At 67.1% G+C, this 21,709-nt stretch carries 18 protein-coding genes and 1 pseudogene; 7 read left to right on the top strand and 12 right to left on the bottom strand.

Translation table 11 applies throughout. The features are described from left to right. The first annotated feature begins 32 nt into the window (after positions 1-32). Complete coding sequence (locus ACZY0R_RS26575) at positions 33-398, top strand: cupin domain-containing protein (RefSeq protein WP_488862568.1); 366 nt, start codon at positions 33-35, stop codon at positions 396-398. An 82-nt stretch (positions 399-480) separates the two neighbouring features. Here the strand turns inward: ACZY0R_RS26575 and ACZY0R_RS26570 are convergent. From ACZY0R_RS26570 to ACZY0R_RS26530, 9 genes and pseudogenes are all read right to left on the bottom strand, one after another. Beyond that, positions 481-1,601 (bottom strand): annotated as a pseudogene (locus tag ACZY0R_RS26570) (CMD domain protein). A gap of 20 nt (positions 1,602-1,621) precedes the next feature. Continuing rightward, entirely contained in the window at positions 1,622-2,944 is a 1,323-nt protein-coding gene (locus ACZY0R_RS26565; RefSeq protein ID WP_488862566.1) for an acyl-CoA thioesterase/bile acid-CoA:amino acid N-acyltransferase family protein, read from the bottom strand. Positions 2,945-2,956: 12 nt separating this feature from the next. Continuing rightward, entirely contained in the window at positions 2,957-4,531 is a 1,575-nt protein-coding gene (locus ACZY0R_RS26560; protein WP_488862564.1) for an ABC transporter substrate-binding protein, read from the bottom strand. 55 nt (positions 4,532-4,586) lie between these two features. Next, entirely contained in the window at positions 4,587-5,633 is a 1,047-nt protein-coding gene (locus ACZY0R_RS26555; protein ID WP_488862562.1) for an ABC transporter ATP-binding protein, read from the bottom strand. Beyond that, positions 5,630-6,640, bottom strand: a complete 1,011-nt coding sequence (locus ACZY0R_RS26550; RefSeq protein ID WP_488862560.1) for an ABC transporter ATP-binding protein — start codon at positions 6,638-6,640, stop codon at positions 5,630-5,632. The genes ACZY0R_RS26555 and ACZY0R_RS26550 overlap by 4 nt, the downstream gene beginning before the upstream one ends. Further along, positions 6,637-7,569, bottom strand: coding sequence for an ABC transporter permease (locus ACZY0R_RS26545; RefSeq protein WP_488862558.1), 933 nt, complete (start codon positions 7,567-7,569; stop codon positions 6,637-6,639). Before ACZY0R_RS26545 ends, ACZY0R_RS26550 begins: the two co-directional genes overlap by 4 nt. Further along, positions 7,566-8,552: an ABC transporter permease gene (locus ACZY0R_RS26540; RefSeq protein WP_035860377.1), complete on the bottom strand. Its 987-nt coding sequence runs from the start codon at positions 8,550-8,552 to the stop codon at positions 7,566-7,568. Before ACZY0R_RS26540 ends, ACZY0R_RS26545 begins: the two co-directional genes overlap by 4 nt. Continuing rightward, positions 8,549-10,045 (bottom strand): FAD-dependent oxidoreductase, encoded by a 1,497-nt coding sequence (locus ACZY0R_RS26535; RefSeq protein ID WP_488862556.1) that lies wholly within the window; start codon positions 10,043-10,045, stop codon positions 8,549-8,551. Before ACZY0R_RS26535 ends, ACZY0R_RS26540 begins: the two co-directional genes overlap by 4 nt. Further along, positions 10,042-11,067 (bottom strand): LysR family transcriptional regulator, encoded by a 1,026-nt coding sequence (locus tag ACZY0R_RS26530; RefSeq protein ID WP_488862554.1) that lies wholly within the window; start codon positions 11,065-11,067, stop codon positions 10,042-10,044. Before ACZY0R_RS26530 ends, ACZY0R_RS26535 begins: the two co-directional genes overlap by 4 nt. Before the next feature lie 318 nt (positions 11,068-11,385). Between ACZY0R_RS26530 and ACZY0R_RS26525 the strand changes: the two genes are divergently transcribed. Further along, positions 11,386-12,912 (top strand): ABC transporter permease/substrate-binding protein, encoded by a 1,527-nt coding sequence (locus ACZY0R_RS26525; protein WP_488866193.1) that lies wholly within the window; start codon positions 11,386-11,388, stop codon positions 12,910-12,912. Between the two features lie 34 nt (positions 12,913-12,946). On the opposite strand, the gene ACZY0R_RS26520 is transcribed toward ACZY0R_RS26525, so the two are convergent. Next, positions 12,947-14,359: an aminotransferase-like domain-containing protein gene (locus ACZY0R_RS26520; protein ID WP_045241147.1), complete on the bottom strand. Its 1,413-nt coding sequence runs from the start codon at positions 14,357-14,359 to the stop codon at positions 12,947-12,949. Positions 14,360-14,546: 187 nt separating this feature from the next. Between ACZY0R_RS26520 and ACZY0R_RS26515 the strand changes: the two genes are divergently transcribed. The 3 genes from ACZY0R_RS26515 (at position 14,547) to ACZY0R_RS26505 (ending at position 18,105) form a co-directional block, all read left to right on the top strand. Then, positions 14,547-14,732, top strand: coding sequence for a DUF2970 domain-containing protein (locus tag ACZY0R_RS26515; protein WP_035860331.1), 186 nt, complete (start codon positions 14,547-14,549; stop codon positions 14,730-14,732). Positions 14,733-14,869: 137 nt separating this feature from the next. Further along, positions 14,870-16,234, top strand: a complete 1,365-nt coding sequence (locus tag ACZY0R_RS26510; RefSeq protein ID WP_488862552.1) for a c-type cytochrome — start codon at positions 14,870-14,872, stop codon at positions 16,232-16,234. Positions 16,235-16,269: 35 nt separating this feature from the next. Next, positions 16,270-18,105 (top strand): flavin monoamine oxidase family protein, encoded by a 1,836-nt coding sequence (locus tag ACZY0R_RS26505; RefSeq protein ID WP_488862550.1) that lies wholly within the window; start codon positions 16,270-16,272, stop codon positions 18,103-18,105. A 21-nt stretch (positions 18,106-18,126) separates the two neighbouring features. Here ACZY0R_RS26505 and speG read toward each other — a convergent pair whose 3' ends face one another. Both speG and ACZY0R_RS26495 read right to left on the bottom strand, forming a co-directional pair. Then, positions 18,127-18,669: a spermidine N1-acetyltransferase gene (speG, locus tag ACZY0R_RS26500; RefSeq protein WP_488862548.1), complete on the bottom strand. Its 543-nt coding sequence runs from the start codon at positions 18,667-18,669 to the stop codon at positions 18,127-18,129. Between the two features lie 182 nt (positions 18,670-18,851). Next, positions 18,852-19,637: a TatD family hydrolase gene (locus ACZY0R_RS26495; protein ID WP_488866191.1), complete on the bottom strand. Its 786-nt coding sequence runs from the start codon at positions 19,635-19,637 to the stop codon at positions 18,852-18,854. Between the two features lie 210 nt (positions 19,638-19,847). Between ACZY0R_RS26495 and ACZY0R_RS26490 the strand changes: the two genes are divergently transcribed. Together ACZY0R_RS26490 and ACZY0R_RS26485 are read left to right on the top strand one after the other, a co-directional pair. Next, a complete protein-coding gene (locus tag ACZY0R_RS26490; protein ID WP_488862546.1) occupies positions 19,848-20,228 on the top strand; it encodes a helix-turn-helix domain-containing protein in 381 nt (126 codons plus the stop codon). Then, complete coding sequence (locus ACZY0R_RS26485) at positions 20,225-21,553, top strand: type II toxin-antitoxin system HipA family toxin (protein ID WP_488862544.1); 1,329 nt, start codon at positions 20,225-20,227, stop codon at positions 21,551-21,553. The genes ACZY0R_RS26490 and ACZY0R_RS26485 overlap by 4 nt, the downstream gene beginning before the upstream one ends. The last annotated feature ends 156 nt before the right edge of the window (positions 21,554-21,709 follow it).

Below are 21,709 nucleotides of genomic sequence, written 5' to 3'. Positions count from 1 at the left end.
ACGCAACGTGCAACGTGCAAGGGGAGACAGCGATGGATTCCACGACCAGCCCGCCGCCTGTGCCGCAGTGCAACCTGCTGGCGCAGGTGCCGGTCGACCGCGCGGCCGAGCGCTTCGATGCCTTGCTGGAACGGCCCGGCCTCAAGATCGAACGGATCGTCTCGAACGGCCAGGCCAGCCCGCCGGATTTCTGGTACGACAGCGCGCAGGATGAATGGGTGTTGCTGTTGAGCGGCAGCGCGGGGCTGCATATCGAGGGCGAAGCCGCGGCGCGCGCGCTTGCGCCCGGCGACTGGCTGCATCTGCCGGCGCATTGCCGGCATCGGGTGGCGTGGACCGATGCGGATCAGCCCACGGTCTGGCTCGCGGTGCATTGCGAGCCGGCGGCGCAAGGCTGAAATGCCGGGCGCTTCGTCAAATGGAGCGCTGGCCTCATCGCCGCCCAGCCATCCTGGCCCGCCGCCGGCCTGAAACGCGGACTCAGCCGCCCTCAACCGGGAACACCGGCTCGCCCAGATTCAGCATCAACCGGTTTGCCCACGCAAAAATCGCGATCGAGTGAATCAGGTCCAGGATCTCCGCATCGCTCACCCCCACCTCGCGCAACGCGCGCAGGCTATCGGCACTGACCGCGTCCGGCCGCTCGGTCAGCTCGATGGAAAACTGCGAAATTGCCCGTTCGCGCGCGGTGGTGCCCGCCGAATGCGGGTCTTCGAAGACCTGCCTGATGACGTCGTTACGCTTGGCCAGCTGCTCGAAACGCTGCGCGTGCACCGACGCGCAGTACACGCAGCCATTCACCCGCGAAACCACCGTGCTGGCCAGTTCCCGCTCGGCGCGCGCCATGCCTCCCGGCGCATACATGATGGCGTTGAAGGCGGTGGAACGCTGGCGCAGGATCTCGGGCTGGTGCACCAGGAACAGGTAGTAGTCCGAAACCTTGGCCTTGGGATGGCTTTCCTCCAGCACCGCGACCTGCCCGGGCGTGGCCTGGTCCACCTGGACCACATCCAGCCAGGCCTTCCAGTCGAGCACTTCGTTGGTGAAGCCCTGGATCTTGATCGGTGCGCTCATGCTGCGGCCTCCTCGGATTGCAGTGTCTTCAGTGCCTTCAGGCCGGCCACCAGGCGCACCTGGTAGGAGAGGAATGCGATCAGCTGCGCAAGGGTCACTACGTCGGGCGTGGCCAGGCCAGCGGCGGGCAGCGTCTTGAGGGCAGCTTCGTCGCCGGCCACGGGGTTTTCGATCAGCGTGCGGGTAAAGGCGAGCATGGCGCGCAGGCGCGGATCGGCCAGCGACGCGGGATCGCCTTGCCCGGCGATCGCGACCAGCGCGGCATCGGCGCCGGCCTCGCCGAGCCGTTCGCGATAATGCGCGGCCAGCTCCGGCGCCGGCGTCAGGCGCGCGGCGTACAGCGCCACTAGCAGGCGCTCGGTAAGCGCCAGGCCGGGCAGGGCGGGATCGAACAGGGCGTCGTAGCTGCCCTGCGTGGAGACGGTGACCTTGTCGCGCTGGTGGCGCAGCGCGTGGGTGGCGGAGCCGGCGGCAAGGCCGGCCACGCGGTCCACCAGGTCGGCGGTGGCTGTGTTGGTTTGGGTCATGATGGGCTCTCTGTCTTGACTCAGGGGTTTAGTCGTTCGGTGACGCTGGCACGGCCGGCGTGGCTGGCGACCGCGCGGGCCAGGAATTCGCGCACGCCGGTCCAGGACGCCTCATCCGCTATCGCGTTGGCCGCCGGCGTGCCGCCGGTGGTGCTGATCCGCCTGGAAACAGGATGGGCATAGACCATCTGCGTAGTCGGCACATAGGGGAACAGGATGGCATGGCCGGCTTCTTCGAAATCCAGATGCTCGACGTTATGCGGATGCCCGGCCTCGGCCAGCTTGTCCGCCACCATGCGCGAATACAGGCTGGAGGGCCAGGAGCCATCGTCGGTGCCGGACAGCAGCATCACCGGTCCGCGGATGTCTTCCACGCGGATGCGGGCGCGCGCCACCGCGTCGGGATCCTGCAGCGCGGTCAGGATGGCGCGTTCGTGCCGGTGCGGCGCGGGGCCTTCGTCGAAGGGCGCCCAGCTCGCGGTGCGGTTGTTCTCCCACACATGCGGCAGCGGCTTGCCGTGGTGCAGCCAGGCCGGGCCTTCGCGGCCGATGGCGGGGTCGGCGGCATTTTGCGCGCTGTGCACCACGGCGCCGGGCACATAGCCGATCACCGCGCAGACCAGCTCGGGGAAGGTCGCGCCCAGCAGCAGCACCAGTTCGCCGCCGCGGGACTGGCCTGACAGCGCGATGAAATCGCGCGCCGGCCGGACCCGCGCGCGAATCCAGCGCAGGCCGCGCTCGAAGTATTCCAGCGGCGTGCCGGAGATATAGTCGGACAGCCCGGGCGCCTTGAAGTACGCCAGCGCCAGCGCCGCGTAACCACGCGAGGCGTAGAGCGCGGCGCGCGGTTCGTTGATGCCGCCGCCCGACCCGTTGAGCACCATCACCGCCGGATGCGGGCCCGGACCGGGCGGCAGGTAGAGCGTGCCGACCAGGCCGTTCTCGCGCACATCCGTGCGGGTCACGCCCGCGGCCGCCAGGCGCTGCACCAGCTCGCCGCGCGTCTCGCCGCCGCCGGTACGCACCGTGATATCGGTGACGAGCGGGCGGGTGGCATCCGCATGGAATGACTCCCGGCTGTCGCTGTCGACCGGGCGCTGCGACCAAAGCAGGCCCATCGGGCTGACGCCCGCGTAGCTGCCGGACGATGGCGCGTCGCGTTCCAGGTCGACCGTGCCGGCGGCGTCCGCCACGAACACCGCCTCGCTCGCCCAGGGAACCTCGCGGCCGCGCAGCGTGCGTGTGGAGATGGCGGCGATTTCGCCGGGGCACAGGCCCGACACGGCGATCCGGCGGGGAACGTCGATCAGGCCGTCGGCCGGCGTGATGGTAAGCAATGCCATATCCGCTCCGCCTTACTTGCCGTCGCGCGTGACCATCATCGCCGCGGTGCGGTCGCTGGTCATCGGCGCCACCTTCAGGCCCTTTCTGGCGGCCCAGATATTCTGGTAGTGGAAGAGCGGCAGCACACCCACGTCGTCCGACACCAGCTTGACGGAGCGGCGCAGGATGGCCTCTCGCTTGGGCGCGTCGAATTCCGCGGTCGATTCGTCCAGTGCCTTGTCCACCGCCGGATTGCTGTAATGGCCCCAGTTGGAGGCTCCCAGGCCCTTTTTGGCATCCACGGTGGCCAGGACGTTGACCAGCGCATAGCTGGCCTCGCCGGTGCCGTTGCCCCAGGCCAGCATGCTGACCGCGTACTCGTTCTTGTTGGCGCGGCCTGCGTAGACCGACCAGGGCACGACCTCCACCTGGGTCTTGACGCCGATGCGGGTCCAGAACTGCGCCACGGCCTGCGCGGTCTCGGGGCCTTGCGGATAGCGGTCGTTAGGCGCGTGGATGGTCAGCTTGAAGCCGTCCTTGAAGCCCGCCTCGGCCAGCAGCTTTTTGGCTTGCTCGGGATCGTAGGCGATGTCCTTGACTTCCGGGTTGTAGCCGAAGGTGTTCCTGGGCATCCACTGGCTGGCCACGCTGGCGGTGTTTTGCAGGATGCGGCCTACCACGGCCTGGCGGTTGATCGCCAGCGACAGCGCACGGCGCACGCGCACGTCCAGCAGCGGGTTCTTGTCCAGCGGCTTGCCCGCGTTGTCCGTGATGTACGGGTTGGGGCCGGGCTTGAAGCTCGGCTGCAGCAGCATGACACGCAGGCCTGCATAGGGAAAGACGCTGACGTTGGGCGACTGCTTGAGCTTGGCCAGGTCGGACACCGAGACCTTGTCGATGACATCGACGTCGCCGGACAGCAGCGCGGCGGTGCGGGCCGGGCCGTTATTGATATAGCGGTAGCTGACCTGCTGCCAGCCCGGCTTGCCGTCCCAGTAGCCGTCGTTGCGCGCCATCATCACGCGGTCGCCCGGCGTGTAGGAGATGAACTTGTACGGGCCGGTGCCGACCACGGCGCGGCCGCTGTTGTAATCCTCGGTGCTGGCCTTTTCGCCCACATGCTTGCTGACGATATGGATCGAGGCCAGGTTCAGCGGCAGGTCCGGGTTCGGGATATTGGTCTTGATGAGGAGCGTGTACGGGTCCTTGGCGGTCACCGATTCCACGGTGCGCAGATACCCCGAGAACGAAGCCACGCTGCCCGGCACATTGCGCGCGCGCTGGTAGGAGAAGATCACGTCCTCCGCGCCGAATGGCTTGCCGTCCTGCCACTTCACGTCGCGGCGCAGCCTGAATTCCCAGGTCTTGTCGTCCAGCGGCTTCCAGGATTGCGCCAGCCCGGGCTGCAGCTTGTTGTCCTTGTTCTCGATCAGCAGGTCCCAGAAGTGCAGGTCCACGGAGCGGTCGCCGGCGTGGTTGTTGAGCTGCGGGTCCAGCGAGGACAGCGGATCGGCGAAGCCGATCGACAGCGACTGGGCGGAAGCGGCACCGGCGCACAGCATGGCCGCGACGGTGGCGCTGATCGAGAGGGACAGCAGGCGTTTCATAAGCGGATTTCCTCGGGGCGATGGGAATGGAAATGCGTTGGCAGCAAGGCTGGCGTTAGCCGCCGTCGTTCAGGTGGCAGGCGCTGAAATGGTTCACGGCGATACCGCGCAAGCGTGGCACCTCGGTCCGGCAGCGCGCCATGGCATGCGGGCAGCGCGGATGGAAATGGCAGCCCGGCGGCGGCGCCAGCGGGCTGGGAATCTCGCCCTTGATGGCGGTGAAGGTTTTGTGGCGCGAGTCCAGCCGGGGGATTTCGGCCAGCAGCGCCTGCGTGTAGGGGTGACCGGCCTGGCGGAAGATCTCTTCCGTGGGTGCGCTCTCGACGACTCGGCCCAGATACATGATGACCACGCGGTCCGACACATGCTCCACCACGCCAAGGTCGTGGCTGATAAACAGGTAGGTCAGGCCGAGTTGCTCGCGCAGGTCCATGAACAGGTTGAGCACCTGCGCCTGGATAGAGACGTCCAGCGCGGCCACGGCCTCGTCGCATATCAGCAGCTCCGGCTGCACGGCCAGCGCGCGGGCAATGCCGATGCGCTGGCGCTGGCCGCCGCTGAACTGGTGCGGGTAGCGCTGGCGCAGGGCCGGGTCCAGCCCCGCGCGTTCAAGCTGCGCGCTGACATAGTCGTCGAAGCCGGCCGCGTCCACCAGGCCGTGCAGGCGCGCGCCCTCGCCGACGATGCGGTCCACGCGCAAGCGCGGGTTCAGGCTGGCGTAGGGATCCTGGAACACCATCTGGATCTTGAGCCGCAATGCACGGCGGGCGCTGGCATCAAGGCCTTCGACCGCTTGTCCGTCCACGCGGATCTCGCCTGCCGACGGCTGCAGCAGGCCGGCCACCATGCGGCCGAGCGTGGACTTGCCGCAGCCGGATTCGCCGACCAGTCCCACCACCTCGCCACGGCGGATCTGCAGGTCGACGCCATCCACGGCGTGCGTGACCGGTGCCGGTTCCGACCAGCCCAGCCGCCGCAGCGCGCGGCCGAGATAGTCGAAACGGCCGGATTCCTGCTCGCCAAAGCGCTTGGCGAGGTTGCGGGCTTCGATCAGGGCGGGCAATTGCGGCCGCTCGCCGGCAGCGTGTTCGGTCGGCTTCATGCGAACTCCGCGGTGACGGCCGGCTGGCCCGGATGGAAGCAGCGCACCTGGCGCAATGCCTCCGGCGAAGTGATTGCCGGCGCCTGCCGGCAGGACTCGGAGACACGCTGGCAGCGCGCCGCGAATGCGCAGCCGGGCGGCATCGTCAGCAGGTTGGGCGTCATGCCGGGGATCTGGCGCAGCCGCTGGCCGCGCTTGTTCAGGCTCGGCAGGCTGCCGATCAGGCCGGCGGTGTAGGGGTGCAGCGGATGGTCCAGCACCGCATCGACCGGCCCTTGCTCGACGATGCGGCCGGCGTACATCACCGCCACCTCGTCGGCCAGGCCAGCCACGACGGACAGGTCGTGCGTGATCCAGATCAGCGCGGTACCGTGCTGGCGTGCCAGCTTCTGCACTTCGGACAGGATCTGCGCCTGGATGGTGACATCCAGCGCGGTGGTGGGCTCGTCGGCAATGATCAGGTCGGGCCGGTGGAGCATGGCGATGGCGATCGCCACGCGCTGGCGCATGCCGCCGGAAAGCTGGTGCGGGTAGGCGCGCAGGCGTTCCTCCGGGCTGGGGATGCCCATCATCCCCAGCGTGTCGCGCGCCAGTTCGCGCGCCTGCTTGTGGCTCGCGGGGCTATGGGCACGTACCGCCTCGATCATCTGCGCGTCCACCCGCATCACCGGGTTGAGCGTCATCATTGGGTCCTGGAAGATCATGGCGATGCGGTTGCCCTGCAGCTGGCGCAGTTCGGCGGGCCGCATGCCGGTCAGCTCACGGCCCTGGAACCGGATCTCGCCGCCGACAATGCGCCCCGGCGCGTCCACCAGGCCCATGATGGAAAAGCCCGTCACGGACTTGCCGGAGCCGGACTCCCCCACCAGCCCGAGGATGCGGCCGCGCGGCACGGTGAAGGAGACGTCGTCCACCGCCGGCAGCACGCCGGCGCGGGTTTCGAAGTGCGTGCGCAGATGGCGGACTTCCAGCGTCGGCACGGTGTTGTCGCGGCTTGCCACCGTCATTTCTGCAATCTCGGGTTGAGCACGTCGCGCAGGCGGTCGCCCACCAGGTTGATGGCCACCACCGTGACCAGCAGCGCGATGCCGGGGAAGAAGCTGATCCAGTATTCGTCGGACAGCATGAACTGGTAGCCGTTGGCGATCAGCAGGCCTAGCGAGGGCTCCGTTACCGGCACGCCCAGGCCCAGGAAGGACAGCGTGGCCTCCAGCGTGATGGCGCGGGCCACCTGCAGCGAGCCGATCACGATCAGCGGCGGCAGGCAGTTCGGCAGGATATGGCCGACCACGATGAGCCAGTTGGAGATGCCCTGGCCGCGCGCCGCTTCCACGTATTCGCGCCGGCTCTCCACCAGCGCCTGGCCGCGCGCGGCGCGCGCATAGTAGGCCCACTCCTGGATCACCAGGGTCAGCACCACATTGAGCACGCCCTTGCCCAGGAAGGCCAGGATCATCATTGCCACCAGGATCGACGGGAAGGACAGCAGCAGGTCCACCGTTCGCATGATCACGCTGTCGACGCGGCCGCCGGCATAGGCGGCCAGCAAGCCGAGCAGGGTGCCGGCGATCCCGGCGATGAGCGCCGAACCCACCCCCACTGTCAGGCTGATGCGCAGGCCGTAGAGGATGCCGGAGAAGATATCGCGCCCCTGGCCGTCGGTGCCGAGCCAGTAGCTATAGGTGCCGGCGCCGCTCGCGGCGCCGGGCGCGAGGCGTGCGTCCATGACGTCGAGCTGCATCAGATCGTAGGGATTCTGCGGCGTCACCAGCGGCGCAAAGATCGCCGCCAGCACCAGGATCGCCAGCAGCACCAGGCCGAATACGGCGGTACGCGAGGAAAAGAAGTCCGCCGCCACCCGGCGCCAGGGCGATTCGCGGCGCAGCGCCCGCGGATCGGCTTGCGCCGTGGAGGCGGCGTTGTCGATGGCGCTCATGCGGCGGCCTCCAGCCGCACGCGCGGGTCGAGCAGCTTGTACAGGACATCCACGATCAGGTTCAGCGTGACGAACAGGCACACCACCACGATCAGGTAGGAAACGATCACCGGCCGGTCCAGCGCGTTGATGCTGTCCAGGATCAGCTTGCCGGCGCCGGGCCAGGCGAAGATGTTCTCGGTCACCACCGCAAAGGCGATGGTCGAGCCGAATTCCAGCCCCAGCACCGTCACCAGCGGAATCATCGTATTGCGCAGCACATGGCCGAGGACCACGCGCTGCGGCGACAGGCCCTTGGCGCGGGCGAACCTGACCCAGTCCTGCGGCAGCACCTCGCGCACGCCGGCGCGCGTGAGCCGCAGCACCAGCGAGACCTTGAACAGCGACAGGTTGATGGCCGGCAGGATCAGGTGGCGCAGGCCGTCGGCGGTGAGCCACGACCACGGCACGCCCAGCCATTCGGCCGTGGCGCCGCGTCCGCCCGAGGGCAGCCAGCCAAGCCGCACGCTGAAGGCCATGATCAGCATCAGTCCCACCCAGAACGTGGGCAGCGAGAAGCCGACGATGCTGCCGGTCATCAGCACGCGCGACAGCGGATGCTCCGGGTACAGGCCCGCAAACAGCCCGAGCGGCACGCCCACCAGCACGGCCAGCAGCAGCGCCGCCACCGCCAGCTCCAGCGTGGCCGGCAGCCGCTGCAGGATGAGCTGGATGGCCGGTACGTTATAGACCAGGCTGTTGCCCAGGTCGCCGCGCAGGGCGCCGTGCAGGAAGGCCAGGTACTGGCGCCAGAGCGGCTGGTCCAGCCCCAGCCGCGCAATGATGCGCGCGCGCTCGACCTGGTCCACGTCCTGCCCGATCAGGATGTCGACGGGGTTGCCGATCGCGTGCAGCCCGGCGAACACGATCACCGTCATCGCCAGCACGACCAGCAGCGACTGCGCCAGCCGGCGTGCCAGCCATCGGAGCGGCCAGCGGCTCATGATGCGTTCGCCGCGTCGGAAGGAATCGCCGGCGGCGGTCCGGCCGGCACCCACTCGTCCCCGAAGACCTCAGGTTCGGCGAAGGCTTCCATATTGGCGTAGTGCAACGCTACGTCCTCCTGGTAGAGCAGGGCTGCGATGCCCTGGCCCAGGCGCCTGGCGCCGTCGCTGATGGCGGGAATATCGCCCGAGACCGTGCCGTGCGACAACGCTGCCGGGTAGCAGAAGCAGTGGATGCGCGACAGGCCGGGGCACGCGCCCGGCGTTTTCTCGAGGAATTCGAAGGCCGGGCCAAGATCCGGCGAATCCGACAGCTCCTGGTCTGCCTGTCCCTCCCGCGGCGCGTAGCGGTCGCGCCAGTAGCGGATCTGGCCGGCAAACGTGGCGAATTCCTCGCGCGTTTCCAGCGCGATGCGGAAACCGGTCGAGACAATCAGGAAATCCAGCTCGAAGGCGCCCTTTGGCGTATGCGCCAGCAGCGCGTCGCCCGATTGCTCGATGCGCTCGATCGGGCAGCCCAGGTTGAAGCGCGCGTTCTCATGCCGCGACACCCGCAGCGTGCTGCCGCGCGGCGGCGGCACCTGCTGCTCGTTGATGTAATGGCGGATGCGCCATTTCCAGTCGTCCGGCAGGCCGGGGTGGCCGTGCGTGAGGCCGGGGTTGCCCGCGCCCTTGCCCTTGTTGATGCGCGGGATATCGGCGCGGCGGATCAGCAGGTCGACGCTGGCGGCGCCCGCTTCCAGCGCGGTAGCGGCGCTGTCCATGGCGGAGGCGCCGGCGCCGACCACGCCCACGCGCTTGCCGCGCAGGGTGCCGTAGTCGAACACATCGCTCGAATGCACCCAACGCTCGCGCGGCAAGGTTTGGACAAAGGGCGGCACATGCGCGCCGCCCAGGCCATCGCGGCCGGTGGCCAGCACCACGCGGCGCGCCAGCACGGTCCGCGCGCCCGCGGGCACGCAGATCTCCAGCGCCACCAGGCCATCGGGGCGCGGCAGCACCCGCTCGACCACGTGTTCGTTGCGCACGTCCAGTTCCAGCACCTGGCGATACCAGTGCAGGTAATCCATCCACTGCAGGCGCGGGATCTTGTCCAGGGCCTCCCAGGCGGCGGTACCGAACTGGGCCTCGAACCAGGCGCGGAAGGTCAGGGCGGGCAGGCCCAGCGCCGGGCCGGTCAGTTGCTTCGGCGAGCGCAGCGTCTCCATGCGCGCCGTGGTGGCCCAGGGACCCTCGAAGCCGGCCGGGGAACGGTCGAAAATCCTTGCGTTGATGCCCAGGTGCTTGAGCGTAGCCGCTGCCGCCATGCCGGCCATGCCCCCGCCGATCACCGCAACATCCAGCACCGGCTCGCTATCGTGCGCGCGCGCCACGGTCCAGTTCCTGGCGGGCAGTTCCAGCCAGGACAGGTCCTGGCGCAAGCGCGCCTCCAGCGCGGCGAGACCTTCTGCGGTGGCGGATATGGCCGGGATGGCTTCGGCAGGCAAGTTCATAGGTCGATGTGTTCGGTGTCGTGGGAGGCGCCGTTGGCGGCTTCGGTGGCCGCGGCGTCGCCATAAAGCGCTTGCAGCAGCGCGCCGTGCTGTTCCGGGCCGCGCTGGGTGAAATCGGGCAGCAACTGGCGTGCCGCGGTGGCCAGCGCGTCGATCAGCGCCAGCACGGCCGCGCTGGCGGGCCTGGTCTGGGGGGTGATCACGCCAAAGTAAAAAGGAATATCGGCATCGATCGGGCGCACCACGATATCCGCCAGCGGCACGCCGCGCGCTGTCACCGGCTCCAGCACGGCGATCCCCAGTCCGGCACGCACCGCGGTGAGCGCATTGAGCGAGGAATTGGTGTCGATCAGCGCGGCCGGTTCCACCCCGGCACGGGCAAACGCTTCGTCCAGGCGGCGGCGCAGCCGGTAAGGGTTCTGCATGGTGACGATGCGCCGCCCGCTGCAGGCCGAGAGCGGGATGGCGGCCAGCGCCGCCAGCGGATCGTCGGCGCGTACCGCGGCCACGCAGGCAGCCTGCCCGATCCAGTGCACGGTGACGCCGCGATGCTCCAGGGGCAGGCTGGTCAGGCCGATCTCGGCCGCGCCGGTCAGCACCGAGTGCACGACTTTTTCGGGGGAGGCGCTGTTGATATGGATGTGGCTGGCGGTGCCGGTGCCCGCGGTGGCATGGTCCGGCTGGTTGCCAGCCAGTGCCAGGGGCAACAGGCCCGCCGCCAGGGCCGGCGTGGCGGCGATCTGCAGCGAGCGGTTTTCCTCGCGGGCGATTTCAGCGGCACGGGCCCGGATCTGCTGCAAGCCAACCAGCGCGTGCTCCACCTCCTCGTACAACAGGAAGCCCCGCTCGGTGGGGCTGACGCGCGGCCCGCTGCGGGCGAACAGCGCAAAGCCGATCTCGCTCTCCAGTTCCTGGATCAGGCGTGTGATCGCCGGCTGGGAACGGCCCAGCAAGCGCCCCGCAGCGGTGACGCTGCCGCTGGTCATGACTGCCGCGAAGGCTTCCAGTTGCCGGATTTCCATGGGGGCGAGATGTCGTCGATGCTATGTATGTGTTTTCTGGATTCTCGCCCCGCCAGCATTCGGATTGCAAATACTATTTTCATATGTGCTCATGCGGTTGCTTTGAAGCGGAATTCACGCGGTTTCACCAGCACGAGTCCTTCAGGCAGTTGTAGTTCTAAACTGCGCCGTGCCAGGCACGTATGATGGGAACCATGTCAGCACGGGAGGCCACGGGGCCTGCCTGGCGGATGCAACAGGAGAGCGCATCATTTGAATCCCCTTCAAAGCTGCACGCGGGGCGCCACGCATGGCGATCGGTTCGGGCTTCCGGGAACCATGGCGGTGCTCGGCCATGTGCTGGTCGGGCTAGCGCTGCTCGCCGCGGCCGCCACGGCGTACGCCGACACGCTCCGGGTTGGCTCGAAGCGCTTTACCGAGTCCTATATCCTCGGTGAAATCCTCACCCAGACGGCTGCCGTCCGGGGCCGTGCGCAACACACGCCCGGCCTTGGCAATACGGCCATCGTGTTCGAGGCCCTCAAGGCCGGCAGCATTGACCTGTATCCGGATTACACCGGCACCGTTTCCAGCGAAATCCTCAAGCTGCCCCCCGGCGCCAGCCTGGAACAGATCAACCGGGCGCTGGCGCCGTTTGGCCTGGCGGCTGGCATTCCACTCGGGTTCGAGAACACTTACGCACTGGCGGTGAGCGAGGCCAAGGCGCGCCAGCTTGGCCTGGCGGCGCTGGAAGACCTGGCCGCGCAGCCGCAACTGCGCCTGGGGTTGTCGCATGAATTTCTAGGCCGGGCCGATGGCTGGCCCGGTCTGGCGCAACGCTATGGCCTGCGCCAGCGCCCCGTGGGGCTGGATCACGGCGTTGCCTATGAAGCCCTGGCCAACGGGCAGGTCGATGCCATCGACATCTACTCCACCGACGCCAAGATTCGCAAGTACGGGCTGCGCGTGCTGACCGACGACCGGCACTACTTCCCGCGCTACGACGCCGTGGTGCTGTACCGGCGCGACCTGCCACAGCGCTTTCCGGCGGCCTGGCAGGCCTTGAATCGCCTGGAGGGCAAGATACACGCGCAAGACATGATCGCGATGAACGCGGCGGCTGAACTGGATGGGCAATCCTTCGCCACGGTAGCGCACGCCTTCCTGGCGAACGGGGGCGCCGCGGCGACTACCGCCGAAGCGGGAGCCCGGCCAGACGCGCGCGCCGGACTCGCAGCCACCTTGTTCGGCCGCGATACCTTGCGCCTGACCTGGCGGCACCTGGCCCTGGTGCTTGGCGCCGTGGGCGCCGCCACTGTGCTGGGTGTGCCGCTGGCCATCGTGGCAGCGCGCCGTCCCCGGCTGGGCCAGGCCTTGATGGCGGCGGTGAGCGTGCTGCAGACGGTGCCCTCGCTGGCCCTGCTGGCCCTGCTGATTCCGCTGCTGGGGCGCATTGGCGTATGGCCCGCCATGGTGGCGCTGTTCCTCTATGCGCTGCTGCCGATCGTGCGCAATACGCTGACGGGGCTGCAGCAAGTGCCCAGGGGAATGTGCGAGGCGGCGCGCGCCCTGGGTTTCAGGCCTGGCCAGGTGCTGCGCTACGTAGAGCTCCCGCTATCGATGCCGGTGCTGCTGGCCGGTATCAAGACGGCAGCCATCATCAGCGTGGGCACAGCCACCATAGCCGCCTTCGTCGGCGCCGGCGGCTACGGGGAACGCATCGCTACCGGGCTCGCGCTGAATGATCACGTCCTGCTGATGGCGGGCGCCATCCCGGCGGCGGTGCTTGCGCTCCTTGTGCAGGCGGGATTCGAACTTGGGGAATGGTACCTAGGCAGGCATGGCCGGGGCGGGACTGCCGCTTGAGCGGGCGGGCCGGCCAGCCGGGCAGCCTGCCTGCTCACGATTGCGCCTTCGCCAGCTCGCCCAGTCTGGCCACGGCCGCTTCCACGGCGTCGCTCCAAAGGTGTCCGTAGTTCAGGCGAATGCAATTGCGATAGCCTTGCCGCGCCGAGAAGATCGGGCCCGGCGCAATGCCAATGCCATGATCGAGCGCGGCGCGGTGCAGCGCCAGCGCATCGAAGCCCTCGGCAAACTCCACCCACAGGAAATACCCGCCCGCGGGCTGCGAGACGCGTACCGATTCGGGGAAATGCCGGCCAATGGCGGCGATCAGCTGGCCCTGCTGCATCTCCAGCAGATGGCGCAGGCGCCTCAGGTGCTTGTCGTAGCCCCCGTTCTGCAGGTATTCCGCCAGCGCTACCTGCGTCGGCACGCCCGCCGACAGCGTGGTCATCAGCCGCAGCCGCTGGATCGCTTCGCCGAACCGCCCGGGCGCCACCCAGCCCACCCGGAAGCCTGGCGCCAGCGTCTTGGAGAACGAGCTGCAATGCATGACCAGGCCCTCCTGGTCGAAGGCCTTGGCGGGCAGCGGGCAGCGGTTGCCGAAGTACAGCTCGCCGTACACATCGTCCTCGATCAGCGGTACGCGGTGGCGAGCCAGCAAGGCCACCAACTGCTGCTTCCTGCCCTCGGACATGCTGGCGCCCATCGGGTTCTGGAACTGCGTCATGAACCAGCAAGCCTTGATCGGGTGGTGCTTCAGGGCGGCATCCAGCGCGTCCAGGTCGATGCCTTCGCGCGGATCCACCGGGATCTCCACCGCCCGCAAACGTAGCCGCTCCAATGCCTGCAAGGCAGCATAGAAACCGGGCGACTCGATGGCCACCACATCGCCGGGCTGGGTCACCGCCATCAGGCACAGGTTAAGCGCTTCAAGCGCGCCGTTGGTGACGACGATTTCCTCGGTGGGTTGCGGGGCTCCCGCGCCAAGGTAGCGCAAGCCAATCTGCTGGCGCAGGGCCAGGTGCCCGGCCGGCATGTCGTTCACGGAATACCAGGGATCGAGTTCGCGCCCGGCGCGGGCCAGCGACTTGCCCAGGCGCTCCCAGGGAAACAGCTCGGGCGAAGGGAAGGCCGAGCCGAGCTGGACAAGCTGAGGATCGCGTGCGGCATCGAGCACGGAGAACACCAGCTTGGAGATATCGACGTCGGTCGAGACCTGGTGCGAGCGGCGCACCGCCGGCTGTGGCAGCGGCCTCCCTACCGGCCCCGTCACGTAATAGCCGGAACGCTCGCGCGCCCTTACCAGGCCGCGTTCCTCCAGCCGGTAGTACGCCTGGAACACGGTGGAGGGGCTCACGCCATACTGCGTTACCGTCTTGCGGATCGACGGCATCTTGGTGCCGGGCGGCAGATTGCCGCTGCGGATGTCCTTGGCCAGCGTTTCCGCCAGCTCTTCGTAGCGCTTCATGGGGCAGGGGTCTACAAATGCCTGATCGTCAAACTGATACGCAAAATTATCGCAGATCTGATTCTGTTATTACTTGCCAGCCACGGCCATAATGCGCCGTAACTAGTAAAAGCCATACTGCTGCACGGTCGGCCGCCCCCGGACGTACGGTCATGCGATGTGTGGCAAGCATGCAAGGAAGACGGAAATGAACCCCTTGAGATTGGTGATTACGGTGTTGTGGGGATTTTTTGGCCTGCGCAAGGGCCAAGAACATATGCGCGACCTGCAGGCGGTGCGGCCGGTGCCGCTGATCCTGACCGGCGTGGCGCTGGCGGCGGGCCTCGTGCTGCTGCTTGTGTCGCTGGCGCACTGGGCGGTGACCCACGCCTGAAGAGCGGGCGCGCCAGTTCATCCCGCATCCGCAGGGCCGCCCAGGCCTGCAACCACGATGCTCTGCCCGCCGCGCGCGGGCTGCGCACGCTTGCCGCACGGAACGCCATCGCGGCGCTAAAAACGACAATCAGCCCCATGAGCCTTGCCACAAGGCGGTTCTCCGCTACCGCCGCCGCCGTCGCCGGCACCATTTCCGTTTTCGCGCGCAGGCACTTGCGCAGCGCTGCCGCCGTCTTCGCCGCCTTGGTGCTGGCGCCATGCCTCGCGGCTGCGGCGGACACCCCCGGCGCGGCGCAGATCGAGCGTGGCCGCTACCTGGCCAAGGTGGCCAACTGCGCCGCCTGCCACACCAGCCCCGGCGGCGCGCCCTTTGCCGGCGGATTGCCGTTGAAGACCGGCGTGGGCACCGTCTATTCCACCAACATTACGCCGGATGCCGAGAGCGGCATCGGCGCCTACACGTTCGAGGAGTTCGACCGCGCGCTGCGTGAGGGCGTGGCGAAACACGGCAAGCGGCTTTATCCCGCCATGCCTTACCCGTCGTATGCCCGCCTCGCCGAACCGGACGTGCAGGCGCTCTATGCCTACTTGCGCACCGAAGTAAAAGCCGTGCGGCAGGAAACCGCCGAACCCGAGATGCGCTGGCCGTTCGGCATGCGCTGGCTGCTGCGCATCTGGAACTGGTTGTTCCTCGAAACCGGGCCGGTGCGCAACGATGCCAGCCAGAGCGCAGCGTGGAATCGCGGCGCCTACCTGGTACAAGCGGTGGCCCACTGCGGCGCCTGCCATACGCCGCGCGGCGCGCTGATGGCCGAGAAGGGGCTGGATGAACGCAGCCGGCATTTCCTGGCCGGCGCCAGCGTGGAAGGCTGGGCTGCCACCAATCTGCGGGGGGACCCGCGTACGGGGCTGGGCAGCTGGTCGCGCGAGGACATCGCCGAATACCTGCACACCGGGCGCAATGGGCATGCGACGTCGTTCGGGCCGATGTCCGAGGTGATCGCATCGTCCACGCAGTTCATGAGCCGCCCGGACCTGGATGCCGTTGCCGTGTATCTCAAGTCGGTGCCCGGCACGCGTAGCGACGAAACACCATACGTCTATGATGCCGGCACCGCCGACATGCTCGCGCAGGGCCGCTTCGACGCCACCGGCGCGCGCCAGTACGCCGAATTCTGCATGCCTTGCCATGGCGCCAGCGGCAAGGGCTTTGCCCGCGTCTTCCCGCCATTGGCGGGCAATCCGACCGTGGTGGATCCTGATCCGTCCTCGCTGGCCAACCTGCTGCTCGACGGCGCCGTGACCGCGCACGTGGGCACGGCGGCCACCGATTACCACATGCCCGGCTATGGCTGGACGCTGGACAACCAGGAACTGGCGAACGTGCTGACCTTTATCCGCGCCGGCTGGGGCAATCGCGCCAGCGCTGTAGCGGAAGGGGCGGTAGCCGCGCGCCGCGCCGAACTGGACCGTCAGCGCGACGCCGCTGAGCGCCGTTGAGCCCGCGCCACCCAAATCAAGCGAACGATATTGCCATGACCATCACGCGCAGAGACTTTCTCAACGGCGCCGCACTCACCATTGCCGCGGGGCTGGCGCCGTCCCAGCTATTGCAGGCCGCTGAACGCAGCGCCGGCTATCCTCCGGCGCTGACCGGGCTGCGCGGCAACCATGCGGGCACCTACACGCTCGCGCACAGCCTGGCCCGCGAAGGCGCCAAATACCCTGCCGTGATGGCGCGCCAAGTCTTCGACCTGGTAGTGGTGGGCGGTGGCCTCAGCGGGCTGGCGGCGGCGTGGTTCTACCAGCGCCGCTTCGGCGCCGGCAAACGCATCCTGATCCTCGACAACCACGACGATTTCGGTGGCCATGCCAAGCGCAACGAGTTCACCGTGCGCGGACAGAAACTGGTGACGTACGGCGGCAGCGCCGAGATGCCGCCGACCGCGCTCGACAGCCGCGCCGTAGCCACGCTGCTGGCCGGGCTCGGCGTGGATCCCAAGCGGCATCAGGCCGCCGAACGCGACCCCTATCGCGAGCTGGGCATGGGCCGCTCGGTCTTCTTCGACGCGGAACACTTTGGCCGCGACCAGTTGCTTGCCGGCGATCCGTTTGCCAGCCTGATCGATGCCCGCAATACCGGGGCGCAGCCGGCCAGTGCCGCGGCTTTCAAAGCCTTCCTGGACAAGACGCCGCTGCCGCAGCAGGACCGCGACGCGCTGGCGCGCCTGGCCGATGGCAGCACGGATTACCTGGCGGGCATGGGCGAGGGCGAGCGGCTGGCTTACCTGAAGCGCACCAGCTACGCGGCCTTCCTGCGCGACAAGGCCGGCGTGGGTCTCGACGGCCAGCGCTTTTTCCGCAGCCGCAGCAACGATGCCTATGCCCTGGACGCCGACGGCGTATCCCTGTTCGACGCGCTGGCCATCGGCCTGCCGGGCGGCAAGAACATGCCGCCGCCCAGCCTCAATCCACGCCTTGGCAAGTCGCCCGCATCGAAGCTCTGGTTTGCCGATGGCAATGCCACGCTGGCGCGGCTGCTGGTGCAGAACATGATCCCGGGCGTGACGAAGACCGGCAGCCCCGACGACATCGGTGCGGCCGGTTTCGATTACAGCCGGCTCGATACCGACGATTCCAAGGTACGGGTACGCCTGAACAGCACGGCCATCGCCATCGAGCCGGACCAGCGCATCACGCGCGTGACCTATGGCTGGAGCGGCAACCTGCACCGGGTCGAAGCCGCGCACGTGGTGCTGGCCGGCTACAACATGATGATCCCCTTCATCATGCCCGGCCTGCCGGCGCCCCAAAAGCAGGCCCTGCGCTCCGACGTGAAGGCCCCGGTGGTCTACACCAAGGTGGCGCTGGACAACTGGCGCGCCTTCGAGGCGCTCAAGACCAGCCGCATCCATGCGCCGGCCATGGCCTACACCGACCTGTGGCTGGAGAAGCCGGCCGGCGCGCGCCCGGCCGACCCGGTGGTGCTGCATATGCTCTATGTGCCCACCGTGCCGGACAGCGGCATGCAGGCGCGCGAACGCTTCCGCGCCGGGCGGGCTTTCCTGCTTGGTACGCCGTTCGGCGAACTGGAGAAGGGTATCCGCAGCCAGCTCGACCGCATGCTGGCGCCGGGCGGCTTCGCCGGCAAGGATGTGATTCGCGGCATCACCGTCAATCGCTGGGCGCACGGCTACAGCTATATGCCCAACAGCCTGTTCGAGGAGGAGGCGGCAGCGCAGGCCGTGCTGGATCGCTCGCGCGCCAGCGCGGGCAATGTGGTGATCGCTAACAGCGATAGCGCAGGCAGCCCTTCGCTGACAGCCGCCATCGACCAGGCGTGGAAGGCGGTCGGGGAGCTGGCGGGCTGATTTCGGGCCTGGGCGGGGCGCTCAGCGCCGGGCGTTGCGTGCGGCGAGGTAGTCGCGCTGGAAGGCGCACATGCGCAATGCATTGTGATAGGCGCCATAGCTGAAGAACTCTTCCACCAGTTCGCCCTCGCGCTGGAAGCCGCATTTCTCGTAGATATGGATCGCCTTGGCGTTCTGCACGTCCACGATCAGGAAAAGCTTGTGCAGGTTCAGCACCATGAAGGCGTAGTCCATGGCGAGCCGGGTAGCCGTGCCGGCGTAGCCGCGGCCCTGGCTGGCCGGCGCCACGATGATCTGGAACTCGCCGCGCCGGTGGATATGGTTCAACTCCATCAACTCGACCAGGCCGACCGCTTCGCCATCCAGGTTCTCGCAGACGAAGCGGCGCTCGCGCTGGTCATGCACATGGCGGTCATAGAGCTGAGACAGCTCGGCGAAGGTTTCGTAGGGCTCCTCGAACCAGTAACGCATGATCTTCGCGTCGTTGTTCAGGCTGTGTACGAAATGCAGGTGGCTGCGCTCCAGCGGGCGCAGGATCAGGTTTGGGCTGGTTTCGGTCACCATGGGTGGGCCTTTCTTGATTGTTATTCACGGGTCTGTCCGGAGCAGGCAGGAAACACAAGCCAATGAGGTCCAGCGGCTCCGGGCGAAGCCTGGTTCGACCCCCGGCAGCTTAGCCGGGTTCCGATCTGAGGCAGGCACATTTGTTCGCAATCACTGCTTGCCACGAGCGGGCAGGGCGCACCTCAGGCCGGGATGCCAAACAGGCGGCGGCTATTGCGGGTGCACTGGCTGGCGATTTCTGCCACCGCCAGCCCCTTCAGTTCGGCGACCGCATGCGCGATCCAGGGCAGGTTGGCGGGCTCGTTGTAAGGCCGCCGGTTCTTGTGGTTCTTCGGGCCGAGGTAGGGCGCATCTGTCTCCAGGTGCAGGCGGTCGAGCGGTATGGCTTGTACGGCCTCCCGCAGCGCCTGGCCTCGCTTGAGATCCGTTACCCAGCCCGTGATACCGATGTCCAGGCCCAGTTCCACGAAAGCGGCCGCCTCGTCGGCAGCGCCGGTAAAGCAGTGCACCACGCCGTGGGCGCCGGCACGGACCGCGGGTTCCACCATTGCGTAGAAGTCCTCGAAGGCGTCGCGGCAATGGAGAAACAGAGGCTTCTTCCAGAGGACAGCCGCTTCGAGCTGGTCCGCGAAGGCCCTGCGCTGGTCGGCAGGCGTCGAGAAATTGCGGTTGTAGTCCAGCCCGCACTCCCCGATCGCTACCACCTCGGGGCGTTCCCAGAGGGACTCAAGGGATTGTCGGACCGATGGCGACCAATCCCTGGCCGTGTGAGGGTGCGTGCCCGCCGTTGCGAATAGGAGGCGGGGATGCAGCCTGGCCAGGTCACTAGCCTTCCTGCTCGCGTCCAGCGATGTGCCCGTCGCGAGTATCGCCACGATCCCGGCTGCCACGGCGCGCTCAAGGATGGCGTCTGTGTGCGGGGCAATCTGGGAAGAGTGAAAGTTTACGCCAATGTCGATTAGGTGCATGTCTGGCTGGGATGAGAGGCTGATCGTTCGCAGCATGCAGTCTAACCTTGGGCTAATCGGCTTGCTGCGCTCATAATGTTCTCTATATCAAACACTACGAAGAACCAGGCGCTTAGTGTTTCGTCTATGGCACGTTATCTTGACTGATGCTGTTGTTTCGTATACAGTACGTTAGACGTTCATTCGAGCATAATGTTATACAGGTAGCACATGAATCTTGCTGAGCTGGGAGAGGCCTTTAAGCGTGCCAGGATCCTTGCGAACAAGACCCAACAGGAAGTCGCCGAGTACAGCGGGGTGCCGCGGGCCCGGATCAGCCGGTTTGAGACGGGCGGATTACCGGAGCTGGGCGCGGTGAAGTTGTTGAGTTTGTTCGAGGCCGTCGGGCTTGAGCTGCTCGCAAGGCCTGCCGGCCACCGAAGGACGCTGGACGACGTGCTGGCAGAGACGGAGGAAGTCGATTCCACCTCCGAGGAAGCGCGCCGGCGCGTCCGGCACTTTCACCGCCGGCCGCAGCCAGCCGCGGACCTCGACGCGTCCCAGTCCGGCGACAAGGTACCGGAAAAGGCCCACGACGAGGATTCGAAGTGAACGGCGCACAGATGTTGGACGTCTATGTGAATGCAACGCCCGTCGGCACGCTGGCCGAAGAAGCGCGCGCGAGCGTATTCACTTACCTGCCAGATGTACCGGCGCACGACTTCGTATCGCTTCTGCTGCCAGTTCGGGCAGAGTCGTATAAATGGGCAGCCGGGCTGCTGCCGTTTTTTCAGATGAACTTGCCCGAGGGGTACAAGAAGGACCTGATCCGGCGCAAGCTTGGGGCCCATGCCGACGTGAGCGACCTGGGCCTGCTGGCGCTGACCGGCGCGAACGCGATCGGCAGGGTCCGGGTGGTGCCTCACGGGGCGCCGCCGACGTTGGCCGCCTCGAACCTGGACATGGCGAGCCTGCTCGCATCGACCGGATCGCGGGACAACCTGCTGCGCCATCTGGAAGCGGGCATTGCCGAAGGTGTATCGGGCGTCATGCCCAAGGTGCTTGCCAGGCCTGAGGACAAAGCCACGGTCTGGACCGACGAGTTCATCCTGAAGACAGGTCCGGCGGATTTGCCCGGTCTGTCTGTGAACGAGTTCCTGTGCCTCGAAGTGGCGCGGCTGGCGGGCCTGGAAGTGCCGGAAACAGAACTCTCGGACGACGGGCAAGTGCTGGCAATCCGCCGTTTCGATCGCCAAACGGACGGCAGCCGGCTTGCAGTTGAGGATTTTTGTGCGCTGAGAGGACTGGACCCTGTCAATAAATACAAGGGCAGTCTTGAGGATCTGGCAAAGCTGTTGGCGATTTACGTCAGCGCCCCGCATCGCAAGGAAAGTGCGCGGCGCCTGTTTACGTTGTTGCTTTTGAACTACGCACTGCGCAATGCCGATGCACACCTGAAGAACTTCGCGGTGGTGTACACCAGCATCGATGACGTCAGGCTGGCGCCGGTGTATGACATTGTCACGGTGACCGCCTACCCGGAGTATCGGGCGGATATCCCAGGTTTGCCGCTGGCTGGCAAGCGGACCTGGGCATCCGGGAAATTGCTGGCGCAGTACGGCGGCGCAAGACTGAACTTGTCTAGCGCCGATATGGCCGCATGTATGGGTCAGGTGACGCAGGCGATCCGGAAGGTAGTGCCGCTGGTAAGCGAGTACGCCGACCGCTACCCGGAGTTCAGGGAAATCGCCAAGCGCATGCTGGACGCGTGGGCACAAGGCGCCGAGGACATCAAGCCGGACGCCAAGTTGGGCAAGTCAGAGCCTGCGCCGCTACGGGAACAGGCCGGCCTGTCCGGGCAGAACGATTTGGTGAGCAGGAAAAAAACAAATGTGTATGTCGATCCGGATGGTGCTTTTGGTCACAAAGCCCGCTAGACCCGAAGGTTCGGCGCATTGGAATACGCCTCGATAGGTCTAATACCTAACACCGGTGCTCCCCTGCACAGGAGGGAATCACACGGAAGCGGGGCATTGGCAACACGGCAGTCAGTTTTTTCGCGTGATGCGTTGCAACAACGAATGTAGAATATC

This window comes from Cupriavidus sp. F041 (assembly GCF_057814235.1).
Note: the sequence above shows the minus strand (reverse complement) of the source record. Positions and strands in the feature narration are given on the sequence as shown.

Excerpts from the sequence above, each read along its gene's own strand:
- ACZY0R_RS26575 (WP_488862568.1), top strand. The coding sequence starts at position 33 with ATGGATTCCACGACCAGCCCGCCGCCTGTGCCGCAGTGCAACCTGCTG.
- ACZY0R_RS26565 (WP_488862566.1), bottom strand. The coding sequence starts at position 2,944 with ATGGCATTGCTTACCATCACGCCGGCCGACGGCCTGATCGACGTTCCC.
- ACZY0R_RS26560 (WP_488862564.1), bottom strand. The coding sequence starts at position 4,531 with ATGAAACGCCTGCTGTCCCTCTCGATCAGCGCCACCGTCGCGGCCATG.
- ACZY0R_RS26555 (WP_488862562.1), bottom strand. The coding sequence starts at position 5,633 with ATGAAGCCGACCGAACACGCTGCCGGCGAGCGGCCGCAATTGCCCGCC.
- ACZY0R_RS26550 (WP_488862560.1), bottom strand. The coding sequence starts at position 6,640 with ATGACGGTGGCAAGCCGCGACAACACCGTGCCGACGCTGGAAGTCCGC.
- ACZY0R_RS26545 (WP_488862558.1), bottom strand. The coding sequence starts at position 7,569 with ATGAGCGCCATCGACAACGCCGCCTCCACGGCGCAAGCCGATCCGCGG.
- ACZY0R_RS26540 (WP_035860377.1), bottom strand. The coding sequence starts at position 8,552 with ATGAGCCGCTGGCCGCTCCGATGGCTGGCACGCCGGCTGGCGCAGTCG.
- ACZY0R_RS26535 (WP_488862556.1), bottom strand. The coding sequence starts at position 10,045 with ATGAACTTGCCTGCCGAAGCCATCCCGGCCATATCCGCCACCGCAGAA.
- ACZY0R_RS26530 (WP_488862554.1), bottom strand. The coding sequence starts at position 11,067 with ATGGAAATCCGGCAACTGGAAGCCTTCGCGGCAGTCATGACCAGCGGC.
- ACZY0R_RS26525 (WP_488866193.1), top strand. The coding sequence starts at position 11,386 with ATGGCGGTGCTCGGCCATGTGCTGGTCGGGCTAGCGCTGCTCGCCGCG.
- ACZY0R_RS26520 (WP_045241147.1), bottom strand. The coding sequence starts at position 14,359 with ATGAAGCGCTACGAAGAGCTGGCGGAAACGCTGGCCAAGGACATCCGC.
- ACZY0R_RS26515 (WP_035860331.1), top strand. The coding sequence starts at position 14,547 with ATGAACCCCTTGAGATTGGTGATTACGGTGTTGTGGGGATTTTTTGGC.
- ACZY0R_RS26510 (WP_488862552.1), top strand. The coding sequence starts at position 14,870 with ATGAGCCTTGCCACAAGGCGGTTCTCCGCTACCGCCGCCGCCGTCGCC.
- ACZY0R_RS26505 (WP_488862550.1), top strand. The coding sequence starts at position 16,270 with ATGACCATCACGCGCAGAGACTTTCTCAACGGCGCCGCACTCACCATT.
- speG (WP_488862548.1), bottom strand. The coding sequence starts at position 18,669 with ATGGTGACCGAAACCAGCCCAAACCTGATCCTGCGCCCGCTGGAGCGC.
- ACZY0R_RS26495 (WP_488866191.1), bottom strand. The coding sequence starts at position 19,637 with ATGCACCTAATCGACATTGGCGTAAACTTTCACTCTTCCCAGATTGCC.
- ACZY0R_RS26490 (WP_488862546.1), top strand. The coding sequence starts at position 19,848 with ATGAATCTTGCTGAGCTGGGAGAGGCCTTTAAGCGTGCCAGGATCCTT.